A 16650-nucleotide genomic window follows, 5' to 3' on the forward strand; every position below is an offset into this window, starting at 1 on the left:
GGAGGGGTGGGCTCAGCGGTCCTTGGAACCGCCGGACGGCGGGTTCTCGTCGTCGCCGTCCTTCTGCCGCAGCTCCTGCTCGCGGCGGCGCAGGTCCTCTTCCCAGTTCTCCAGGAGCTCGCGGTCCTTCTCGTTCTCCTCGCGGCGCTGCTCCTCGCCGAGCGAGCGCAGGAACTCCGGGTTGTCGTCGGGGGCGACCCAGGTGGTCGGGCCGCCGCGCCGGCCGCCGGCCGCCGCGCCGCGCTTGCGGCCGATGAGGATCCACGTGATCGGCCCGATGACCCAGGCGATCACGATCAGCAGGATCCAGACCAGCTTCGGCAGGTGCCTGACGTCCTCGTCCTTGGAGCTGATGCAGTCCACCAGGGCGTAGATGGTCAACGCCAGCGGTACCAGAAACAGCAGCACCCTCAGCATGGTAGTCCCCCTGGACGAGACGGGCCGGGCCCGGATCACGGGCCCCTGACTAAGGCCAGGGTAATGCGTCGGCAATACTGAGCGGCATGGCATTCGACGACCTCCGTGGCCTGCTGAAGGCCCTCGAGAAGGACGGGGACCTCAAGCGGGTCAAGGCCGAGGTCGACCCACACCTGGAAGTGGGCGAGATCACCGACCGGGTGAACAAGGCCGGCGGGCCCGCCCTCCTCTTCGAGAACGTCAAGGGCTCGAGGCTCCCGCTCGCCATGAACGTCTACGGCACCGACCGGCGGCTGCTGAAGGCGCTCGGCCTCGACTCCTACGAGGAGATCAGCGAACGGATCGGCGCCCTGCTCAGGCCGGAGCTGCCGCAGGGCTTCGTCGGCGTGCGCGAGGCGTTCGGCAAGCTGGCGTCCGTCGCGCACGTGCCACCGAAGAAGGTGAAGAGCGCGCCGGTCCAGGAGATCGTCCTCAAGGGCGACGACGTCGACCTCGACGCGCTGCCGGCGCTCTTCACCTGGCCTAGGGACGGCGGCTCCTTCTTCAACCTGGGCCTCACCCACACCAGGCACCCCGAGACCGGGATGAGGAACCTGGGCCTCTACCGGCTCCAGCGTCACGACCGGCGCACCATCGGCATGCACTGGCAGATCCACAAGGACAGCCGCAACCACTACCAGGTCGCGGCCCGGCGCGGCGAGCGGCTGCCCGTCGCCATCGCCTTCGGCTGCCCGCCCGCCGTCACCTACGCCTCCACGGCGCCGCTGCCCGCCGACATCGACGAGTACCTGTTCGCCGGCTACCTCCGGGGCAAGCGGGTCGAGCTGACCGACTGCGTCACCGTGCCGCTCCAGGTGCCGGCCCGCGCCGAGGTGGTCGTGGAGGGCTGGCTCGAGCCGGGCCGGATGCTGCCGGAGGGCCCGTTCGGCGACCACACCGGGTTCTACACGCCGCAGGAGCCGTTCCCGGCGCTCGACGTCGAGTGCGTGACGATGCGCCGCGACCCGGTCTTCCAGTCGATCGTGGTCGGCCGCCCGCCCACCGAGGACGGCCCACTCGGCCGCGCGACCGAGCGTTTCTTCCTCCCCCTGCTCAGGATCATCATCCCGGACATCGTCGACTACCACCTGCCGGAGGCCGGCGGCTTCCACAACTGCGCGATCATCTCGATCGACAAGAAGTACCCGAAGCACGCGCAGAAGGTGATGTCGGCGGTGTGGGGCGCGCACATGATGTCGCTCACCAAGCTGATCATCGTGGTGGACTCCGACTGTGACGTGCACGACCTGCACGAGGTGGCGTGGCGGGCCCTCGGCAACGTGGACTACGCCCGCGACCTGCTGCTCACCGAGGGTCCTGTCGACCACCTCGACCACGCCTCCTACCAGCAGTTCTGGGGCGGCAAGGCCGGCATCGACGCCACCGCCAAGTGGCCCGAGGAGGGTTACACGAGGGACGGCGGCTGGCCCGAGATGGTCCGCTCGGACCCGGCCGTCGCCGAACGGGTCACCGGCCGCTGGAAGGAGTACGGGCTGTGACCGCCGCCGTCACCCCCCAGCCGGCCGCCGCCGGCCGCGCGCGGGCCTTCCTGCGCGTGGTGATGATCGAACACTCGGTCTTCGCGCTGCCGTTCGCGTACATCGCGACGCTGACCGCGATGCTGCTCGACGGCCCCGACGAGACCGTGGAGTGGGACACGCTGCTCCTGGTCACCGTCTGCATGGTCGGCCTGCGGACCTTCGCGATGGCCGCCAACCGGATCATCGACCGCGAGATCGACGCCCGCAACCCGCGCACCGCGCGGCGGGAGTTGGTCACCGGCGCCGTCTCGGTGCGGACCGCCTGGACCGGCGCGCTGATCGCCCTCGCCGTCTTCCTCGGCTCGGCCGCCCTGCTCAACCCGCTCTGCCTGGCCCTGGCGCCGGTCGCCGTGGTACCGATGATCGTCTACCCCTACGGCAAGCGGTTCACCGACTTCCCGCACGCCATCCTGGGCCTGGCCCAGGCCGCGGGACCGATCGGCGGCTGGCTCGCCGTCACCGGCGCCTGGTCCTGGGACGCGGTGCTGCTCGGCCTGGCCGTCGGCCTGTGGATCGGCGGCTTCGACCTGATCTACGCCTGCCAGGACGTGGCGGCGGACCGGGAGCACGGCGTCCGCTCCGTCCCCGCCCGCTTCGGCATCGCCGGCGCGCTGTACGGCGCGCGCGCCTGCCACGTGCTCACGCTGGCGCTCTTCGTCCTCTACGCGGCCCTCACCGACGCCGGCCCCCTCTTGTGGACCGGCCTCGCCGTGGTCGCCGGCGCCTTCGCCTACGAACACTCCCTGGTGAAGCCGACCGACCTCTCCCGCCTCAACCGCGCCTTCTTCACCGTCAACGGCTTCGTCGGCATCAGTCTGTTCGCCTTCACACTGGCGGACCTGGCGGTGCGGGGGCTGGGGGTGTAGGGCTGGCGTTCTCAGAGATCCGAGGGATACCGGCGGAACCGGTCGGTGGGCACGAGGATCCCGTCCAGTGGGGCGGGCAGTTCCACGGGATGCCCGAAGTCACCCTTGCATAGCGTGCGGTACTCACCCTTCTCCGGCGACGGCTCGGTGTGCAGCAGCCAGGTGCCGTCATTGGGGTCGACCAACAGATAGACCGGGATGCCGCCCTGTGCGTAGATCGGGGGCTTCTCCTGGTAGTCGCGGATCTTGGCCCCTCGTGTGGTGGAGACGACCTCCAGCACGAGGAGGACCAGTTCGGACGGAAGAGCCTTGAAGAAGTCGTCGGCATGGTCGGCGTGCGTGATGGTGAGGTCGGGATCCGGACGGTCATTCGATCCGGTGATGGCGACAGCCTGATCATGCCAAGGTTGGAACCGCGATCGCGGAATGCACTCGCGGATCAAGTCCACGATCCGATTGTGGATGGTGTTAAGCGTGGCCATCATGACCAGTGCTCCACCAAGGTATTCCATGGAGAAGCCCTCGATCGGTTCCATGCGTTCGTACAGCTCCAGGCCGGGGTCTCGTTCTTCGGTGACGCCGCTCACGGGAACCTCCAACACGGTTGCTGGCATCGGCATGCTCCTATGGTCGATTCCGACAGGGCGCTGCCGTGCTAACGACACATGGATCTGATAGTCACCCCGCCGGCTGCCCGCCCGGTGGTGGGACGTCCTCCACGAAGTGGTCGAACTCGTTGTTCTGGACGCCGAGGACGAACGCGTGCCACTTGGCGCGGGTGGTGGTGACGATCTTGGCCGGATCGTCGGTCTGGCGGATGTGGATCAGGTCACCTTCGCCGGCCGCGACCTCGAAGCAGTGCTCGTCGCTGCCGTCCTCGACCGGGGCCTGGATCCACTCCAGCCGCTCGGCCTCTTCCAGGGTGATCCTCGGCACGCGTTCGCTCCTTCCGGGATGGTCGTCGCGGCTCAGGTTATGTCGATCCGTAGCACGCTGCCGTCCGCTCCGTCCAGCACCCCGAGCCCCGGGCCGCCGACGGCCGGGACGACGGCCTGGGGGCGGCTCAGCTCGCCGCCGGCGAGCAGCGGCGCCGGCTCCGCCGTCAGTTCCGTGCCGTTGAGCGGGACCCGCCACAGCCGCGGCTGCGCCGTGTCCGGCGCCCACAGCGAGCCGGCGCTGAACGCGAGGCCGCGCGGGGCGGCGTCGCCCGCCGGCCAGGTGTACACGGGAGCGAGCCCGCCGTCCTCGTAACCGCCGCCCGGCGCTATCGAGTTCAGCTCGACGCCGTCGTCGGTCGTCGCGTCGAGCGACCACAGCCGGCCGGCCGCGTCCCACGCCAGGCCCGCCACGTCCGTGTGGCCCGACGCGTAGACGGGGGAGCCCTGGAGGGGGTTGTCGACCGGCACGCCGCCGTCCGGCTCGATCCGCAGGATCTTGCCGCCCGACGACTGAGGATCGGTGGCCAGGCCCGGCTGGCCGGCGTCCGACGTGCCGACGTACAGCATCCCGTCGGGGCCGAAGGCCAGCACCCCGCCGGCCGGGATGTCCTCCAGCAACCGGTGCGAGGCGCTGCCCAGCCGGCCGCCGTCGTAGGGGTAACGCGCCACGCGCGTGCCGGAGTCGGTGGCGTACGAGAGGTAGACCCAGCCGTCCTCGCCGGTGAAGCCCGGCTCCACGGCGAGGCCGAGCAGCCCGCTCACGCCGGGCGCGGTGCCGGCCTCGGTGACCGTGCCGTCCGGCGCGACCCGGTGGATGGTGCCGCTGCCCGCCTCGCCGACCAGCAGCCCGCCGTCCGGCAGGGTGACGGCGCAACAGGCGTCGGGCAGGCCCTCGGCGACCGTGCCGGCGATCTCCGCCGTGCCGGTGGCCGGCGCCGGCTCCGCCACGACGGGCGGCTCGGTGCGTGGCTCTTCGCTCGGCGGCGGCGTCTCGCCGTCCGGTGCCGGCGGCTCCTCCGGGAGGTCCTGAGACGTCCCGACCTGCTCCGCCCGGTTGGCGGCGGGTCCGAACGCGCACCCCCCGCACAGCGCCGCGACGGCCAGGGCCGCCACCACCACCCGAGCCCGCGTGCGACCGCGCATCCGCTAGATGGCCATCCCGTAGATGATGGTGAACAGCGTGCCGAGGGATCCGATGATGAAGATCCCGGTGAGCCCGGCGACGATGAGCCCCTTGCCCTGCTCGGCGCTGAAGCTGTCCCGCAGCGCCGTCGACCCGATCCGCTGCTTGGCGGCGCCCCAGATGGCGATCGCCATGCAGATCAGGATGGCCAGCGCCATGATCACCTGAATCATCGTCCGCGCCTGGTCGCCGACCTGCGCGAACGGCCCCCAGTTCGGGGCGATGCCGCCGATGATCTCGTTGATGTCATCTTGTTCCGCTGCCAGGAGCATCCGACCTCACCGCCCAACTGCCGTTCAAACCACTCCTTCTCGGATTGTGCCACGCGTGGGTGACAGAAGTGCAGCCATGACGGGGTGGATTCCGGCCAGGCGAGCGACGACACGCCGTCAGCGCGCCAGGCCGTCCCGACGGACCGCGTCCAACAGCGCGCGCAGCCGCGCGGGCGTCGTACGGAGGACGGTGCCCGGCTCGTCGGACTCCCGGAGCAGAACCGCCTCGCGTCGGGAGAGCACCGCGATTCGTGCGCTCCGGGTCCAGGATGCGCGTGGTGAGATAGCCGAAGGCAGGCTGTGGGACGCGGTGTACGAGGCAGGCGCCGAGTTGCCGGTAGACGCGGCGCAGTTCCGCGTCGGGCAGATCGTGGCTGACGGCCGAGAGCGGCACCCCGTCGAGCCTGGTCGTGATCGTGTGGGCCTGACCGAGTGGGCCGTCGGCGTCCTGGGTGTGGAGGACGCGTGGCGCCGGGCCGACGCCGTGCTGCTCCAGGAGTTGGTAGACGTGGGACCCCTTCTCCTGCTTCCAGCGCCACTGGTCCGCGTAGATCTTGACGATGACCGGCTCGGTCGGCGGCGCGCAGCGGAGCTCGAAGACGGTGCTCAGCTGCCCACCCGTGCGTTGGATGACGTCCGTGACGGAAGCGGTGGGGTACACGGGCCGTAGGAGTTCTTCCGCGGTCTCGGCCGTGAGCGTGCTGGGTGTGACGTCGGACACGCTCGGAACGGTAGGGGGGTCGGCGGTCGGGGGCGACCGGTTTGGTTCCGCTCCTTCTGTCCGAGACGCTGCTCGCCGGGGCGGCACGTGGTGTCATGGACTACTGGGGGTCACGTCCGGGTGAGGGGGCGGCGATGGCGGCTGAAGGCGGCGAGGCCGGCGATCCGGAGCTCGCGGGCCGGATCCGTGCCGTGGTGACGGAGGAATGAGGGCGGCGCTGCGGTCGCTGCTGGCGCTCGCCCTCGTGGTCGGGTTCCAGCTGTTGGCCTGGGGTTTGGTACTCGGTTACCTGGCGCTCGGCCTGCTCGCCACCGCCGCGACGGTCACGGGCTACGCCACCTCGCCCCAGCCCCCGCTGTTCGTCCTGCTCGGCGCGCCGGCGATCCTGGCGATCGCCAGGGGCGTGCTCGGCTGAGGCCGCTCATCGGCGCCGCTGCCCGGATCGGTCCAGGTCTCCCGGAAGGAGGCCCCTGAGCTCTGGGAGACCGTCGACGCCTGCGCCCGCGACCTCGGCACTCCGGCCCTCGTGGAGATCAGGCTCACCACGGACGCCAACGCCGCGGTCACGGAGGTCGGCCGCCGGCGGCGGATGTATCTCGGGATCCCGCTGTTCGCCGCGCTGCGCGCCGACGAGTTGCGGGCCGGTGCCGAGGCCCCCTCTCATCGTGGTGACCACCCAGCCAGGCCACGAGCGCGGCCATCGCGGCGCCCCAGGGTGCGAAGCCCCGACCGGCACGCTCCGGGCCGTTCATCCCGAGCCCTGCCGGTGGGCTCATGCGCGGGAGCAGACCTGCGGCCGAAGCCAGCCACGGGCGGGCGGCTGGGACATCAGCGAACGTACTGAGAGCACCTGCTCGGATCGCTCCGGTCTACGCTCCCGCCCATGACGGATGACGGCCACGTTACGCAGGCCTGGCCGGGCGCCAACGAGTCCCCTGTCCAGGCAGCTGGCCGCCCCGCCGTTCCTCGAGCGCGCGATCGGCGACCAGACGTACGCCGTGCGGAAAACAAAAGTCCTGCCGTGTCCTAGCCGGCCGCCTCTCCGATCGTCTGAAGGGGAAAGTGCTGTCGAGGAGAGGAAAAGCGCATGACCAACGCATGGCGACGGGCCGCGGTGGCGGGGCTCGGGGCGTTGATGCTGGTGGGGGGCACCGTGGGGTCGTCCGTCGCGGCGGATGCGGCCGGTGCGGCGGGGCATCACCGGTGTGTGGTCGCTCCGGACGCGGAGGTCGTCCGGGCCTACGAGCCGATCCGGATCGCCGACGACTGGCTGATGGCCCTGCTGCCGGAGGGGGAGCAGAACTTCCTGATCTCCCCCGACACCTCCTTCCAGGAGGTCCTGGAGTGGCAGCGGGCCAACCCGGAGACCGTGCCCGGTATCGCCCCGGAGAGCCTGCACGCCTCCTTCAGCATGGACGTCGAGACCGAGGAGATCGTGCTGTGGGGCGGCGGGTGGCGAACCGACTGCGGGCCGGCCAGGATCACCGTCGAGTCGATACGCGACGGGCAGACCGTGGAGGTCCGCGACGCCGAACTGCTCCGGCTGCGCGGCGAGCGCGGCTGGGGAACGTTCTACTTCGACGGGGGCGTCACCCGTGAGGACCGGATGGTCCTCACGGCCTACGACGCCCGGGGGCAGATCCTCTACCAGCGCGAGTGGTCGCGGCCAGAGCAGGACACCGTCCGTTGACCGCAATGACCGACCGGGCGTGGCAGGCCGCCGCCGGGGCGTCCGCCCCGGCGGCGGCGCTGCCCGACGAGGAGGACTTCCGGTCCTTCATGACCGCCCGCTGGCCCCGCCTGCTGCGGACCGCCTACTTCCTGACCGGCAATCACCATGACGCCGAGGACCTGGTGCAGACCGCCCTGGCCAGGGCGGCCAGCAAGTGGCACCGGGTGCGGCAGGCCGATGACCCGGACGCCTACGTGTGGCGCATAGTGGTCAACGCCAACGTGGACCGGCTGCGGCGCTTCCGGATCCCCGAGTGGCTGACCAACCGTTTCCCCGACCGGCACACGTCCGACGCGAGCGATCAACTCATAGTGCGCGATGAGCTGTTGGCGGCGCTGGCCAAGTTGTCCGCACTGCAGCGGGCGGTCGTGGTGCTGCGTTATCTGGAGGACCGCAGCGAGGCCGAGGTCGCCGCGCTGCTCGGCAAACGGGTGGGCACGGTGCGCACCCACAACGCCCGCGCGCTGCGGAGGCTGCGCGGTGACATGGCGCTCCGCGAGGGGGGCGAGGAGAGGGGGATCGCATGACGATCGGGACCGAGGGAACTGAGGAAGCCGAGAAATGGGACGACCCGCGGGACCGAGAAACGGCCGAGCGGCTTGGTGAACGGCTCCACGAGAGTGCCCGCCGCCTCCAGCTGCCGGCCATGCCCCCGGTCCCCGCGGTGTTGCGACGCGGCCGGCGGATACGGCACCGCCGGCGGATGGCGGTCAGTGTGGCGGTCGTCGCGGCGCTCGCGGTGCCCGTGGGGGTGGCGAATCTGGACGCGCTGCCCGCCGGCCCGTTCTCCGCGGCCGGCTCGGGCTCCGATACCCGCCCGCAGACGGTGGAACGGGGCGAACCCGTCGAGATCGGCCACGGCCTGCTGTTGGCCGTGCTCGGCGAGGGCATGGTGGCGGTGGGCCCGCCGGAGACGTTCGACGCGGCCGTGGTGGCCGCCGAGCCCAACGAGCTGGCACGGAACCAGGTGCGTGCCTACGTCTTCCCGGACGTGAGCGAGACCGTCGGCGGCGATACCGTCTACGCGGGCACTTGGCGCGCCGACGAACCGCCCACCCGGCTCACCGTTCGCACGGCGCAGGGTGAGGAACTCCCCGCGACCCTGCTGACCCTCCCGGACTCCCCGACCTGGGGCGCCTTCTGCGTCGTCGTGCCGGGTGACCAAGGGCCGGTCGGCGCCTTCTCCCTGTATGACTCCGGCGGCGGCCCGCCCACCGTGAGCGACATGGCCGAGGCCGCGCCGGCCGAGGGCTCCGCTTAGTGCTCCAGTCGCGGTTCGCTGTTCTCGCTGGTCAGAAGCGTGTTTGTGAGTGTACTCAGCTGACGGGGCGTCACCGAACGTCTGGCGTGTCGCTGTGGCCTCGCTCGAACGGCTTCCCGGTCAGCCCGACCCACAGGGCACCGCCATGACCCTCAACAACCTCGGTGCCTTGCGGCGGTTTCGACCACCTGGGCTTCGGCCCTCACCTTCGCCCAGGACCTGGCACGGGCGGCGGGTGTCCCGCCGTCCGTCCCGGGACGGAGCGTGGTACCTGAGACGGACGCCGCATGATCGGCGTCCGTGGGGACGACGGCCCTGGCGCCGCCGCATAGCGTGCTGCCCATGACCGAGAGCGAGATGGCCAGGAGCCATCAGGTGCGGGACGAGCTGCGCGTGCTCCGTGCGTTTCTGACCACGTTTCGGGCAGACCTGATCAGCGGCGCCTTCGACCTCCGCCCGCTGCCGCCGCTGCCCACCCCGTGGTCGCGCGGGCCGCGGGTGGGGGCGATGTGGCCCTGGCTGCGCTGGGCGCCGCACGTGGCCGTCGTGGTTACCGCCGTCGTACTGGTCGTACTGCCCGTGGTGCTGGCCCTCTCGGGGGTCAGTCCCTGGGAGGAGTACGACCAGCCGGTCCTGCTCGTGGGACTGGTGCACGGCATCCCGTTGTTCGTGGCGCTCTTGCGGCCGGTGCTCGCCTGGTGGCTGTCGATCGGGATCAGCGCGGGCATCGGGTTCTGGGCGACCGCACTCGACGCCTATCCGTGGCCGGTCACCGGCCTCGTCTCGCACCTGCTGGTGATGACGCTGGTGGCGGTCCTCACCCGCCCCCGAGTGTCCGCCGAGATGTGGCTGATGACGACGGTCGTCGGCCTGTACTTCGATCTGAGCGAGCGATGGACACCCAGCAACGCCATCGCCATGATCATCATCTCCTTCTTCGCGCTGCTCGTGGTCGTGCTGGTACGCGGCTGGTGGGAGTCGCGCGGCCAGGTCGTCGCGCAGGTCGCCGTCACCGCGCAGGAGCGGTCCCAGCGCACGCTGCTCGAGGAGCGCACCACCATCGCCCGCGAGCTGCACGACGTGGTGGCCCACCACATGTCGGTGGTCGCCATCCAGGCGGAGGCCGCCCCCTACCGGGTGGCGGACCCGCCGCCCGAGCTGATCCGGGCGTTCGCCACGATCCGGGAGAACGCGCTGATCGCGCTGAGCGAGCTGCGCAGGGTACTGGGGGTGGTGCGCGCCGCCGACTACGAGGCACCGGACGCCCCGCAGCCCACGCTGGCCGCGCTCGACGGCCTGCTGGCCAACGTCCGGGACGTCGGTCTGACCGTGACCAAGGTGGTGACCGGCGCGGTGCGCGAACTTCCCCAGGGCATCGAGCTGTCGGCGTACCGCGTCATCCAGGAGGCGCTGAGCAACTGCATACGTCACGCGCCCGGCGCCGAGGCCCGGGTGGAACTCTCCTACGTACTGGGAGGGCTCGGACTGCGCATCGTCAACGGGCCGGCGGGCGTACGGGGTGGATCCTCGCCGGGCGCCGGCCACGGGATCACCGGGATGCGGGAGCGGGTGGCGATGCTGAACGGGGAGATGACGGCCGGTCCGACGGAGGACGGCGGCTACGAGGTGGCCGTCTTCGTCCCGGTCCAGGCGTCGGCGGGGGCCGAGGAGGAGTCGGCATGACGATCAGGGTGCTCATCGCCGACGACCAGATGATGGTGCGCGAGGGTTTCTCGGTGCTGCTCAACGCCCAGCCGGACATCGAGGTGGCAGGCGAGGCGGTCAACGGCCGTGAGGCGATCGACCGGACCACGGCGCTACGGCCCGACGTGGTGCTGATGGACATCCGGATGCCGGAGGTGAACGGCATCCAGGCGACCCGGGAGATCGTCGCGTCCGGCTCCGGCACCCGGGTGTTGGTGCTGACCACCTTCGATCTGGACGAGTACGTGTACGAGGCGCTGCGGGCCGGCGCCTCCGGCTTCCTGCTCAAGGACGCCTCCGCCCGCCAACTGGCCGACGGGGTGAGGGTGGTGGCCGCCGGGGACGCGTTGCTCGCGCCGGCCGTCACCAGGCGGCTGATCGTCGAGTTCGCCCGGGGGACAAGCACCCCGCGCCCGCCGGCCCGGGTCAGGATCGGCGAGCTGACCGAGCGGGAGACGGAGGTCCTCGCCCTCATCGCGCAGGGGCTGTCCAACGCGGAGATCGCCGGGCACCTGCTCGTCGCCGAGTCCACCATCAAGACCCACGTCAGCCGTCTTCTCGTCAAACTCGGCCTGCGGGACCGCACGCAGGCCGCGATCTTCGCCTACGAGGCGCGCCTGGTGACGCCGGCCTGAGCGGGTGCCGGCCGGGTGGCTGGCGCCTCGCCCCGAGGCACCACGTTCCGAGAGAAATGACATATCCATGACAGAAATTGGGGCCGCTCGTGAGCCACGCTGGGACAACCTGCGCTACCTGGCCGGCACCGGGGTCCTGCTGATCCACGTGACCGAGACCCTTCCCAACCCCGACGGCCTGCACTGGGTGTACCTGGTCACCTGGCCCATGCGCGTCCCGCTCTTCGCCCTCCTGGCCGGGTACTTCAGCAGCGCGACACCCCCGAGCCGCCGGCGGCTGCGGCGGTTGGCCGAAACCCTCCTGTTGCCGGTCCTGACCGTGCAACTGCTGGCGTTCGTGCAGATCTGGGCCATGTCGGGCGGTGACGAGCACTGGTCCCAGGAGGTCCACGGGGCCGCCTGGACGCTGTGGTTCCTGCAGGCCCTGCTGCTGTGGCGGTTGGCGCTGCCCTGGCTCGTCCGGCTGCGCTACCCGCTGGCCACCGCCGTCGCGGCGTCGCTGATCTCCGGTTACCTCCCTCTCGATCCGCTGCCGCTGGCGTTCTCCAGGGCGGTCGGCCTCCTGCCGTTCTTCCTCCTCGGCTGGAAGCTCCGGCAGGGCGCGCTCGACCGATGGATGCGCGGCGCGGTGAGCCGGGAGGCGGCGGCGATCGCGCTGGCGGTGACCGGCCTGGCCGCCTGGCTGCTCCGGGATCGGGTGGACCGCGAACTGCTGCTGTTCCGTTACACCTATGACCAGGTCGGCGTGGGTTTCACCGCCCCGCTGGACTGGACGATCCGCTGCGTGGCCCTGCTGGGCGGCATGGTCATAGCGCTCAGCCTGATCCGGCTGATCCCTGGCCGTCGCCTGCCCTTCGTCACCTACCTGGGCTCCGGTGGCCTGTACATCTACCTGCTCCACGGGCTTCTGCTGCGTCCGCTGAACGCCTCCGACGCGTTCGCCTGGGTCGACTCCTGGGCGGACCAGGCCGTCCTCCTCGTGCTGTGCGTGGTGGCGTCGGCCGCCCTGGCCTCGCCGCCGATCCGCCGCCTGGCCGGGCCCGTCGTCCGGCCCCGGTTGCCGAGCCTGAGGTCGCTGCGGCGCGGTGAGAAGGCGACCGCCTCGGGGTAGCCAAGCTGCTGCCAGATGTAGTACTTCTTATACATGAGCGATAAGGTCCACAACAGACTCTCGGTGGTGCGCGCCGAGCGGAGCGTCACGCGGCGGGCGTTGGCGGACGCCGTCGGCGCGCACTACCAGACGATCGGGCACATCGAGCGCGGGCAGTACAACCCGAGCCTCGACCTGGCCCTGAGGATCGCGGCGTACTTCTCGCTTCCGGTGGAGGCGCTGTTCTCGCTCGAACCGTTCCAGCCGCTCACCGACGCGGTCTACGGCGGCGGAACCACGACACAGGCACAGAACCAAGGGGGAAGCGCGTGAACGCCAAGACGACCACCAGGTACGACCAGACCATGCTGCGCCTGATGAACGGGGAGGAGGTCAGGCACTGGCACGCCAGCCGTGGCCAGCGGCGCGCGTGGACGGCGGGACACGTCGTGCTGACCGCCGCGACTCCGCTGGCCTTCCCGCTCGCCGGCGCCAACGCCGGGCTGCTGCTGGCCCTCGTCATCCCGCTGCTGCTGCTGTGGTGCGTGTGCACCGGCGTGCTCAACTCCGCCACCCGCGGCCTGCTCGAACTGCGCGCCCGGGCCTTGGACGAGCGTCAACTCGCCGAGCGCGGCGAAGCGTTCACCTTCGCGCACCGGGTGCAGTTGGCGCTGACGGTGGCGGCGCTCGGCGGGCTCGGCCTCGCCGCGATCCTCGGGGACGGCGGCGTCGGCGCGGGCACGCTGGCCGCCGCGCTACTCGGTCTCGGCCTGACGCACTGGCTGCTGCCGCTCTGGACGGCCGTGCTGCGCACCCAGGACGAGCCGGCCGACGACTAGCTAGGCGCGCAGGCTCTCCTCAGCTGGCGGCGCGGGCGAGGCCCCACACGCGGAACCCCGCGTCCCGGGCGCCGGTGACGGCGACCGGGACGCCCGCCAGCTCCGTGACGGTCCACAGGTGACCGGGAGCGGGTCGCCGAGTTGTTCGGCACGTGCCAGGTCCCACACCCGACTCGTGCCGTCGTTGCTCCCGGTCACGGCGATCGCGCGGCCGGCCACGCGGGTGGTTCCCAGGGCGGTGACGCGCCGGGTGTGACCCGTCAGGGGGGCCGCGGGCTGCTATCCGCCGTCGAGGTTTCGGAGGTGGAGGGCGTCGCCGTCGCCCCCGGCCGCCACCACCGTCCGGCCGTCGACCTCGACCACCCCGAAGGCCCTGACCATCGGCTTGATGCCGGTCAGGGCCCGGCCGAGCCGCTCGCCGTCGAGCAGATCCCAGACCTCCACGAAATCGTCACTGCCGCCGGTGACCGCGACGGGGCGGCCGGCGACGAGGCCGGCCCCCATTCCGCCGTTGTGGCTGACCTGGAGGGCGGCCACCAGCTCACCGCGCGTCAGTTCCAGGCCCAGCTCCCCTTCCTCGTAGTCGCTCACGGCGATCAGCCCCTGGTCGGTCGCGACCGTGGCGAGCGACGCGACGCCGAGACCGTGACCGGTCAGCGTCCTGCCCAGCTTCCGACCGGTGCGCAGGTCCCAGACGCGCACCGCCCCGCCCATCGTCTCCAGGTCGGGACCCGAGAGGTCGAACCGGCCACCGCCCGTGATCACCACGGGCCGGTCGTCGATGCGGCCCACCGTCAACGCGGAGGCGATCTCGCGGGCGCGCGTCGTGGTCCTGCCCCGGAACGCGTCCACGTCCTCCTCGTCGTCCTCGTCCTCGCCCCATTCGCCGATCTCGCGGCACCACACGTCCTCGGGCCCGGCGGCGTGGAGGTCCAGGGGACGCGCGGAACACGTTCCGCCGAGCAGGTCACAGACCCTCAGCGTCGCCTCGTGGTCGACGCTCACCGTGACCGGAACGCCACCTCAAGGACGGGCGTGGTGCCGTGCCCCCGCGCGTGGGTGTGGCCGGCATAGCGGGCCATCGCTCGGTCGTCAGTCATGTGCGGACCTGGTCCCTGCCCGTGACAGCCGCGTTGGCGCCGCCGATAGGGCACAGTGGCTGTTCGTGGAAGCACTGCGGGGCCAGGATCCGGCCGTCATAGGGGAGTTCACGCTGCTGGCCCGTCTCGGGGCCGGCGGGATGGGGCGGGTGTACCTCGGTCGGTCACCCGGTGGCACGCGGGCGGCGGTCAAGGTCATCAGGGAGGACATCGCCGAGGAGCCGGGCGCGTTGGCCCGGTTCCGTCGCGAGGTGGCCACGGTGCGGGCGGTGCGCAGCCCGTTCACCGCCAACCTGATCAGCGCCTCGCTCGACGCGTCGCCGTACTGGCTGGCCACCGAGTACGTGCCGGGGCCGACGCTGCTGCGGGCGCTGCGGGACGGGCCGTTGGCGCCCGAGGCGTGCAGGGGGCTCCTCGCCGCGCTCGCCGAGGGGCTCGCCGCGGTGCACGCGCAGGGCGTGGTGCACCGCGACCTCAAGCCGCACAACGTCATCCTGGCGCCGAACGGCCCGCGCCTGATCGACTTCGGGATCGCGCGGACGGCCGACCAGACGCAGCTCACCAGGACCGGACAGGCGCCGGGCACCCCCGGGTACACGGCGCCCGAGGTGCTGCTCGGCGCCGAGGCGGGGCCGGCGGCCGACGTCTTCGCGCTGGGCGCGACGCTGGCGGCCGCGGCCACCGGCCGGGCGCCCTACGGCGGCGGGGAGTGGCCGGCCGTCAGCTACCGGGTGGTGCACGGCGAGGTCGACGTGGCCGACGTCGACCCGTGGCTCGCCGCGCTGATCCGCGCCTGCGTGGCCCGCGAGCCGGCCGACCGGCCGACGCCGGCGGACGTCGTCCGCCGCTGCGCGGTGAGTCGGTCCCTGACCGACCTCCCCACGTACCGCGCCCTCCAGGCGCTGGCCGAGCAGGCCCCCCACGACCTCCCCACGGCCACCGCCGCCGGCCTGGTCCCGCCGACACCGACCACCACCGGACGCGGCCGCCGCCGACAGATCACCGCCGCGGCCCTGGCCGTGACGGCCCTCACCACGACCGTCGCACTATGGCTCGGCACCCGCGACGACGGCACGGCGCCCGGCGACGACACCGCTGGCGGCACGCAGGCCAACGGCGGCGGAACCACGTCCTCCGGCGTCCAGGGCGGTGAGGGCGGCGACGGCGGCGAGGAGGCGACCGCCTCCGGCGTCCGGGGCGGTGGTGAAGAGGTGGACGGTGATGAAACGCCCACCCGGATCGTCGAGACCAATCCGGTGCGCGACTACTGGGACGGGTCCCGGTGCGTCGGCGAGGACACCCAGACCGAGGCCCGGCTCCTGTTCGACGTGGCACGCGACGGTAACGAGGTGTCCGTAAGCTTCGGCCACAACGACGACTTCGGGTCGCTCGAACCGCCGTTCCTCGTGACCGCGACCGTCAAGCCGCCGCACGACATCGACCCTGGCACCGGCCGGCCGATCGAGGGGCTCTTCCCGAACATGGGTTTCGGTTACGTCAGCGACGCCTGGGACGTTGCCACGGACGGCCACGCCCAGCTGACCTATCCCGACGACTTCCCCGAGGCGATCCCCCTGACCAACGACCCGGGCGCCTGGACCGTCCTCTTCTACGCCGTGGAGGGTCCGCAGAACTATGTGAGGATCGCCTGCTCGGGCTTTACCGTGGAGTGAGAGCACGGGCAAGTGCCCGAAGTGGGAGGGTGGTTGAGGTGATGCGACGGGTCGTGCTGTGGGCCGGTCTCGGCTTTGGCGGCCTGGCGTTCTTCATGGCGCTGCTGGTCGTGGGTGTCTACGGCGCGGCGGCCGGACTGCTCGGCGGCGGCGGGCGGCAGGGCGGCGGTCAGCTCGCTCGCAACACGGTGCCGCCCGAGTACGCGCCCCTGGTGCAGGAGTGGGGGAACCTGTGCCCAGAGCTCTCGCCCGCGCTGCTCGCCGCGCAGCTCAACCAGGAGAGCGGCTGGCAGCCCGACGTCGTGAGCCACGCCGACGCCCGCGGCATCGCCCAGTTCATCCCCAGCACGTGGGCCTCGTACGGGTTCGACGCCAACGGCGACGGCGAGGCGAACATCTGGGACCCGCAGGACGCGATCCCCTCGGCCGCCCGTTACGACTGCGCGCTGGCCGAGCAGTTGCGCGGGGTGCCTGGCGATCCGTCGGACAACATGCTGGCCGCCTACAACGCGGGCCCGTATCGCGTGATCCAGGCCGGAGGTGTGCCGCGGATCGAGGAGACGCAGAACTACGTCCGCATCATCCGCGAGGCCGAGGCCAGTTTCGCCGCGCCCGTGGAGGAGGCGGGTGGTGGGGGTG

21 protein-coding genes are annotated in these 16650 nt (G+C 71.6%); 14 read left to right on the forward strand and 7 right to left on the reverse strand.

Annotated elements, in window-relative coordinates; genetic code table 11:
• Positions 1-12 precede the first annotated feature (12 nt).
• A complete protein-coding gene (locus tag E1265_RS19285) occupies positions 13-417 on the reverse strand; it encodes a PLD nuclease N-terminal domain-containing protein (RefSeq protein WP_132931624.1) in 405 nt (134 codons plus the stop codon).
• Between the two features lie 86 nt (positions 418-503).
• Between E1265_RS19285 and E1265_RS19290 the strand changes: the two genes are divergently transcribed.
• Both E1265_RS19290 and mqnP read left to right on the forward strand, forming a co-directional pair.
• Positions 504-1955 (forward strand): menaquinone biosynthesis decarboxylase, encoded by a 1452-nt coding sequence (locus tag E1265_RS19290; protein ID WP_132931626.1) that lies wholly within the window; start codon positions 504-506, stop codon positions 1953-1955.
• Positions 1952-2863: a menaquinone biosynthesis prenyltransferase MqnP gene (gene mqnP, locus E1265_RS19295; RefSeq protein ID WP_243740943.1), complete on the forward strand. Its 912-nt coding sequence runs from the start codon at positions 1952-1954 to the stop codon at positions 2861-2863. The genes E1265_RS19290 and mqnP overlap by 4 nt, the downstream gene beginning before the upstream one ends.
• A gap of 11 nt (positions 2864-2874) precedes the next feature.
• Here mqnP and E1265_RS19300 read toward each other — a convergent pair whose 3' ends face one another.
• The 5 genes from E1265_RS19300 to E1265_RS39335 all read right to left on the reverse strand — a co-directional run bounded on the left by E1265_RS19300 (position 2875) and on the right by E1265_RS39335 (position 5499).
• Positions 2875-3450, reverse strand: a complete 576-nt coding sequence (locus tag E1265_RS19300) for a Uma2 family endonuclease (RefSeq protein WP_165953801.1) — start codon at positions 3448-3450, stop codon at positions 2875-2877.
• A gap of 91 nt (positions 3451-3541) precedes the next feature.
• The gene (locus tag E1265_RS19305) at positions 3542-3799 is read right to left on the reverse strand and encodes a DUF397 domain-containing protein (protein ID WP_243740944.1); all 258 of its coding nucleotides are present in this window, start codon (positions 3797-3799) and stop codon (positions 3542-3544) included.
• A 32-nt stretch (positions 3800-3831) separates the two neighbouring features.
• The gene (locus E1265_RS19310) at positions 3832-4944 is read right to left on the reverse strand and encodes a PQQ-dependent sugar dehydrogenase (RefSeq protein WP_132931630.1); all 1113 of its coding nucleotides are present in this window, start codon (positions 4942-4944) and stop codon (positions 3832-3834) included.
• Between the two features lie 3 nt (positions 4945-4947).
• Complete coding sequence (locus E1265_RS19315; protein WP_132931632.1) at positions 4948-5256, reverse strand: hypothetical protein; 309 nt, start codon at positions 5254-5256, stop codon at positions 4948-4950.
• Between the two features lie 117 nt (positions 5257-5373).
• On the reverse strand, positions 5374-5499 hold the full coding sequence (locus E1265_RS39335) for a DUF397 domain-containing protein (RefSeq protein WP_243740945.1): 126 nt from the start codon (positions 5497-5499) through the stop codon (positions 5374-5376).
• A 519-nt stretch (positions 5500-6018) separates the two neighbouring features.
• Between E1265_RS39335 and E1265_RS37145 the strand changes: the two genes are divergently transcribed.
• From E1265_RS37145 to E1265_RS19370, 10 genes are all read left to right on the forward strand, one after another.
• Entirely contained in the window at positions 6019-6186 is a 168-nt protein-coding gene (locus tag E1265_RS37145; protein WP_165953802.1) for a hypothetical protein, read from the forward strand.
• Complete coding sequence (locus E1265_RS19330; RefSeq protein ID WP_132931634.1) at positions 6183-6392, forward strand: hypothetical protein; 210 nt, start codon at positions 6183-6185, stop codon at positions 6390-6392. Before E1265_RS37145 ends, E1265_RS19330 begins: the two co-directional genes overlap by 4 nt.
• Positions 6393-7064: 672 nt before the next feature.
• Entirely contained in the window at positions 7065-7667 is a 603-nt protein-coding gene (locus E1265_RS19335) for a hypothetical protein (RefSeq protein ID WP_132931635.1), read from the forward strand.
• Positions 7668-7672: 5 nt separating this feature from the next.
• On the forward strand, positions 7673-8236 hold the full coding sequence (locus E1265_RS19340; RefSeq protein ID WP_132931637.1) for a SigE family RNA polymerase sigma factor: 564 nt from the start codon (positions 7673-7675) through the stop codon (positions 8234-8236).
• The gene (locus tag E1265_RS19345; protein ID WP_132931639.1) at positions 8233-8970 is read left to right on the forward strand and encodes a hypothetical protein; all 738 of its coding nucleotides are present in this window, start codon (positions 8233-8235) and stop codon (positions 8968-8970) included. The genes E1265_RS19340 and E1265_RS19345 overlap by 4 nt, the downstream gene beginning before the upstream one ends.
• Positions 8971-9312: 342 nt before the next feature.
• Complete coding sequence (locus E1265_RS19350) at positions 9313-10653, forward strand: histidine kinase (RefSeq protein WP_132931641.1); 1341 nt, start codon at positions 9313-9315, stop codon at positions 10651-10653.
• Positions 10650-11309 carry a response regulator transcription factor gene (locus E1265_RS19355; RefSeq protein ID WP_132931642.1) on the forward strand — a complete coding sequence of 220 codons (660 nt, stop codon included), beginning with the start codon at positions 10650-10652 and terminating at the stop codon, positions 11307-11309. Before E1265_RS19350 ends, E1265_RS19355 begins: the two co-directional genes overlap by 4 nt.
• Before the next feature lie 67 nt (positions 11310-11376).
• Positions 11377-12420: an acyltransferase family protein gene (locus tag E1265_RS19360; protein WP_132931644.1), complete on the forward strand. Its 1044-nt coding sequence runs from the start codon at positions 11377-11379 to the stop codon at positions 12418-12420.
• Positions 12421-12453: 33 nt separating this feature from the next.
• Complete coding sequence (locus tag E1265_RS19365) at positions 12454-12732, forward strand: helix-turn-helix transcriptional regulator (RefSeq protein WP_132931645.1); 279 nt, start codon at positions 12454-12456, stop codon at positions 12730-12732.
• A complete protein-coding gene (locus E1265_RS19370; RefSeq protein WP_243740946.1) occupies positions 12729-13238 on the forward strand; it encodes a hypothetical protein in 510 nt (169 codons plus the stop codon). The genes E1265_RS19365 and E1265_RS19370 overlap by 4 nt, the downstream gene beginning before the upstream one ends.
• Positions 13239-13517: 279 nt before the next feature.
• Here the strand turns inward: E1265_RS19370 and E1265_RS19375 are convergent, their stop codons facing one another.
• Positions 13518-14243: a hypothetical protein gene (locus E1265_RS19375; RefSeq protein WP_132931647.1), complete on the reverse strand. Its 726-nt coding sequence runs from the start codon at positions 14241-14243 to the stop codon at positions 13518-13520.
• A 160-nt stretch (positions 14244-14403) separates the two neighbouring features.
• Between E1265_RS19375 and E1265_RS19380 the strand changes: the two genes are divergently transcribed.
• On the forward strand, positions 14404-16011 hold the full coding sequence (locus E1265_RS19380) for a serine/threonine-protein kinase (protein ID WP_132931649.1): 1608 nt from the start codon (positions 14404-14406) through the stop codon (positions 16009-16011).
• A gap of 41 nt (positions 16012-16052) precedes the next feature.
• Positions 16053-16650 (forward strand): lytic transglycosylase domain-containing protein (locus E1265_RS19385; protein WP_132931651.1); only part of this gene is annotated, 598 nt, incomplete at its 3' end.

Source organism: Streptomyces sp. 8K308 (genome assembly GCF_004348315.1).
Classification (GTDB): Bacteria; Actinomycetota; Actinomycetes; order Streptomycetales; family Streptomycetaceae; genus Streptomyces.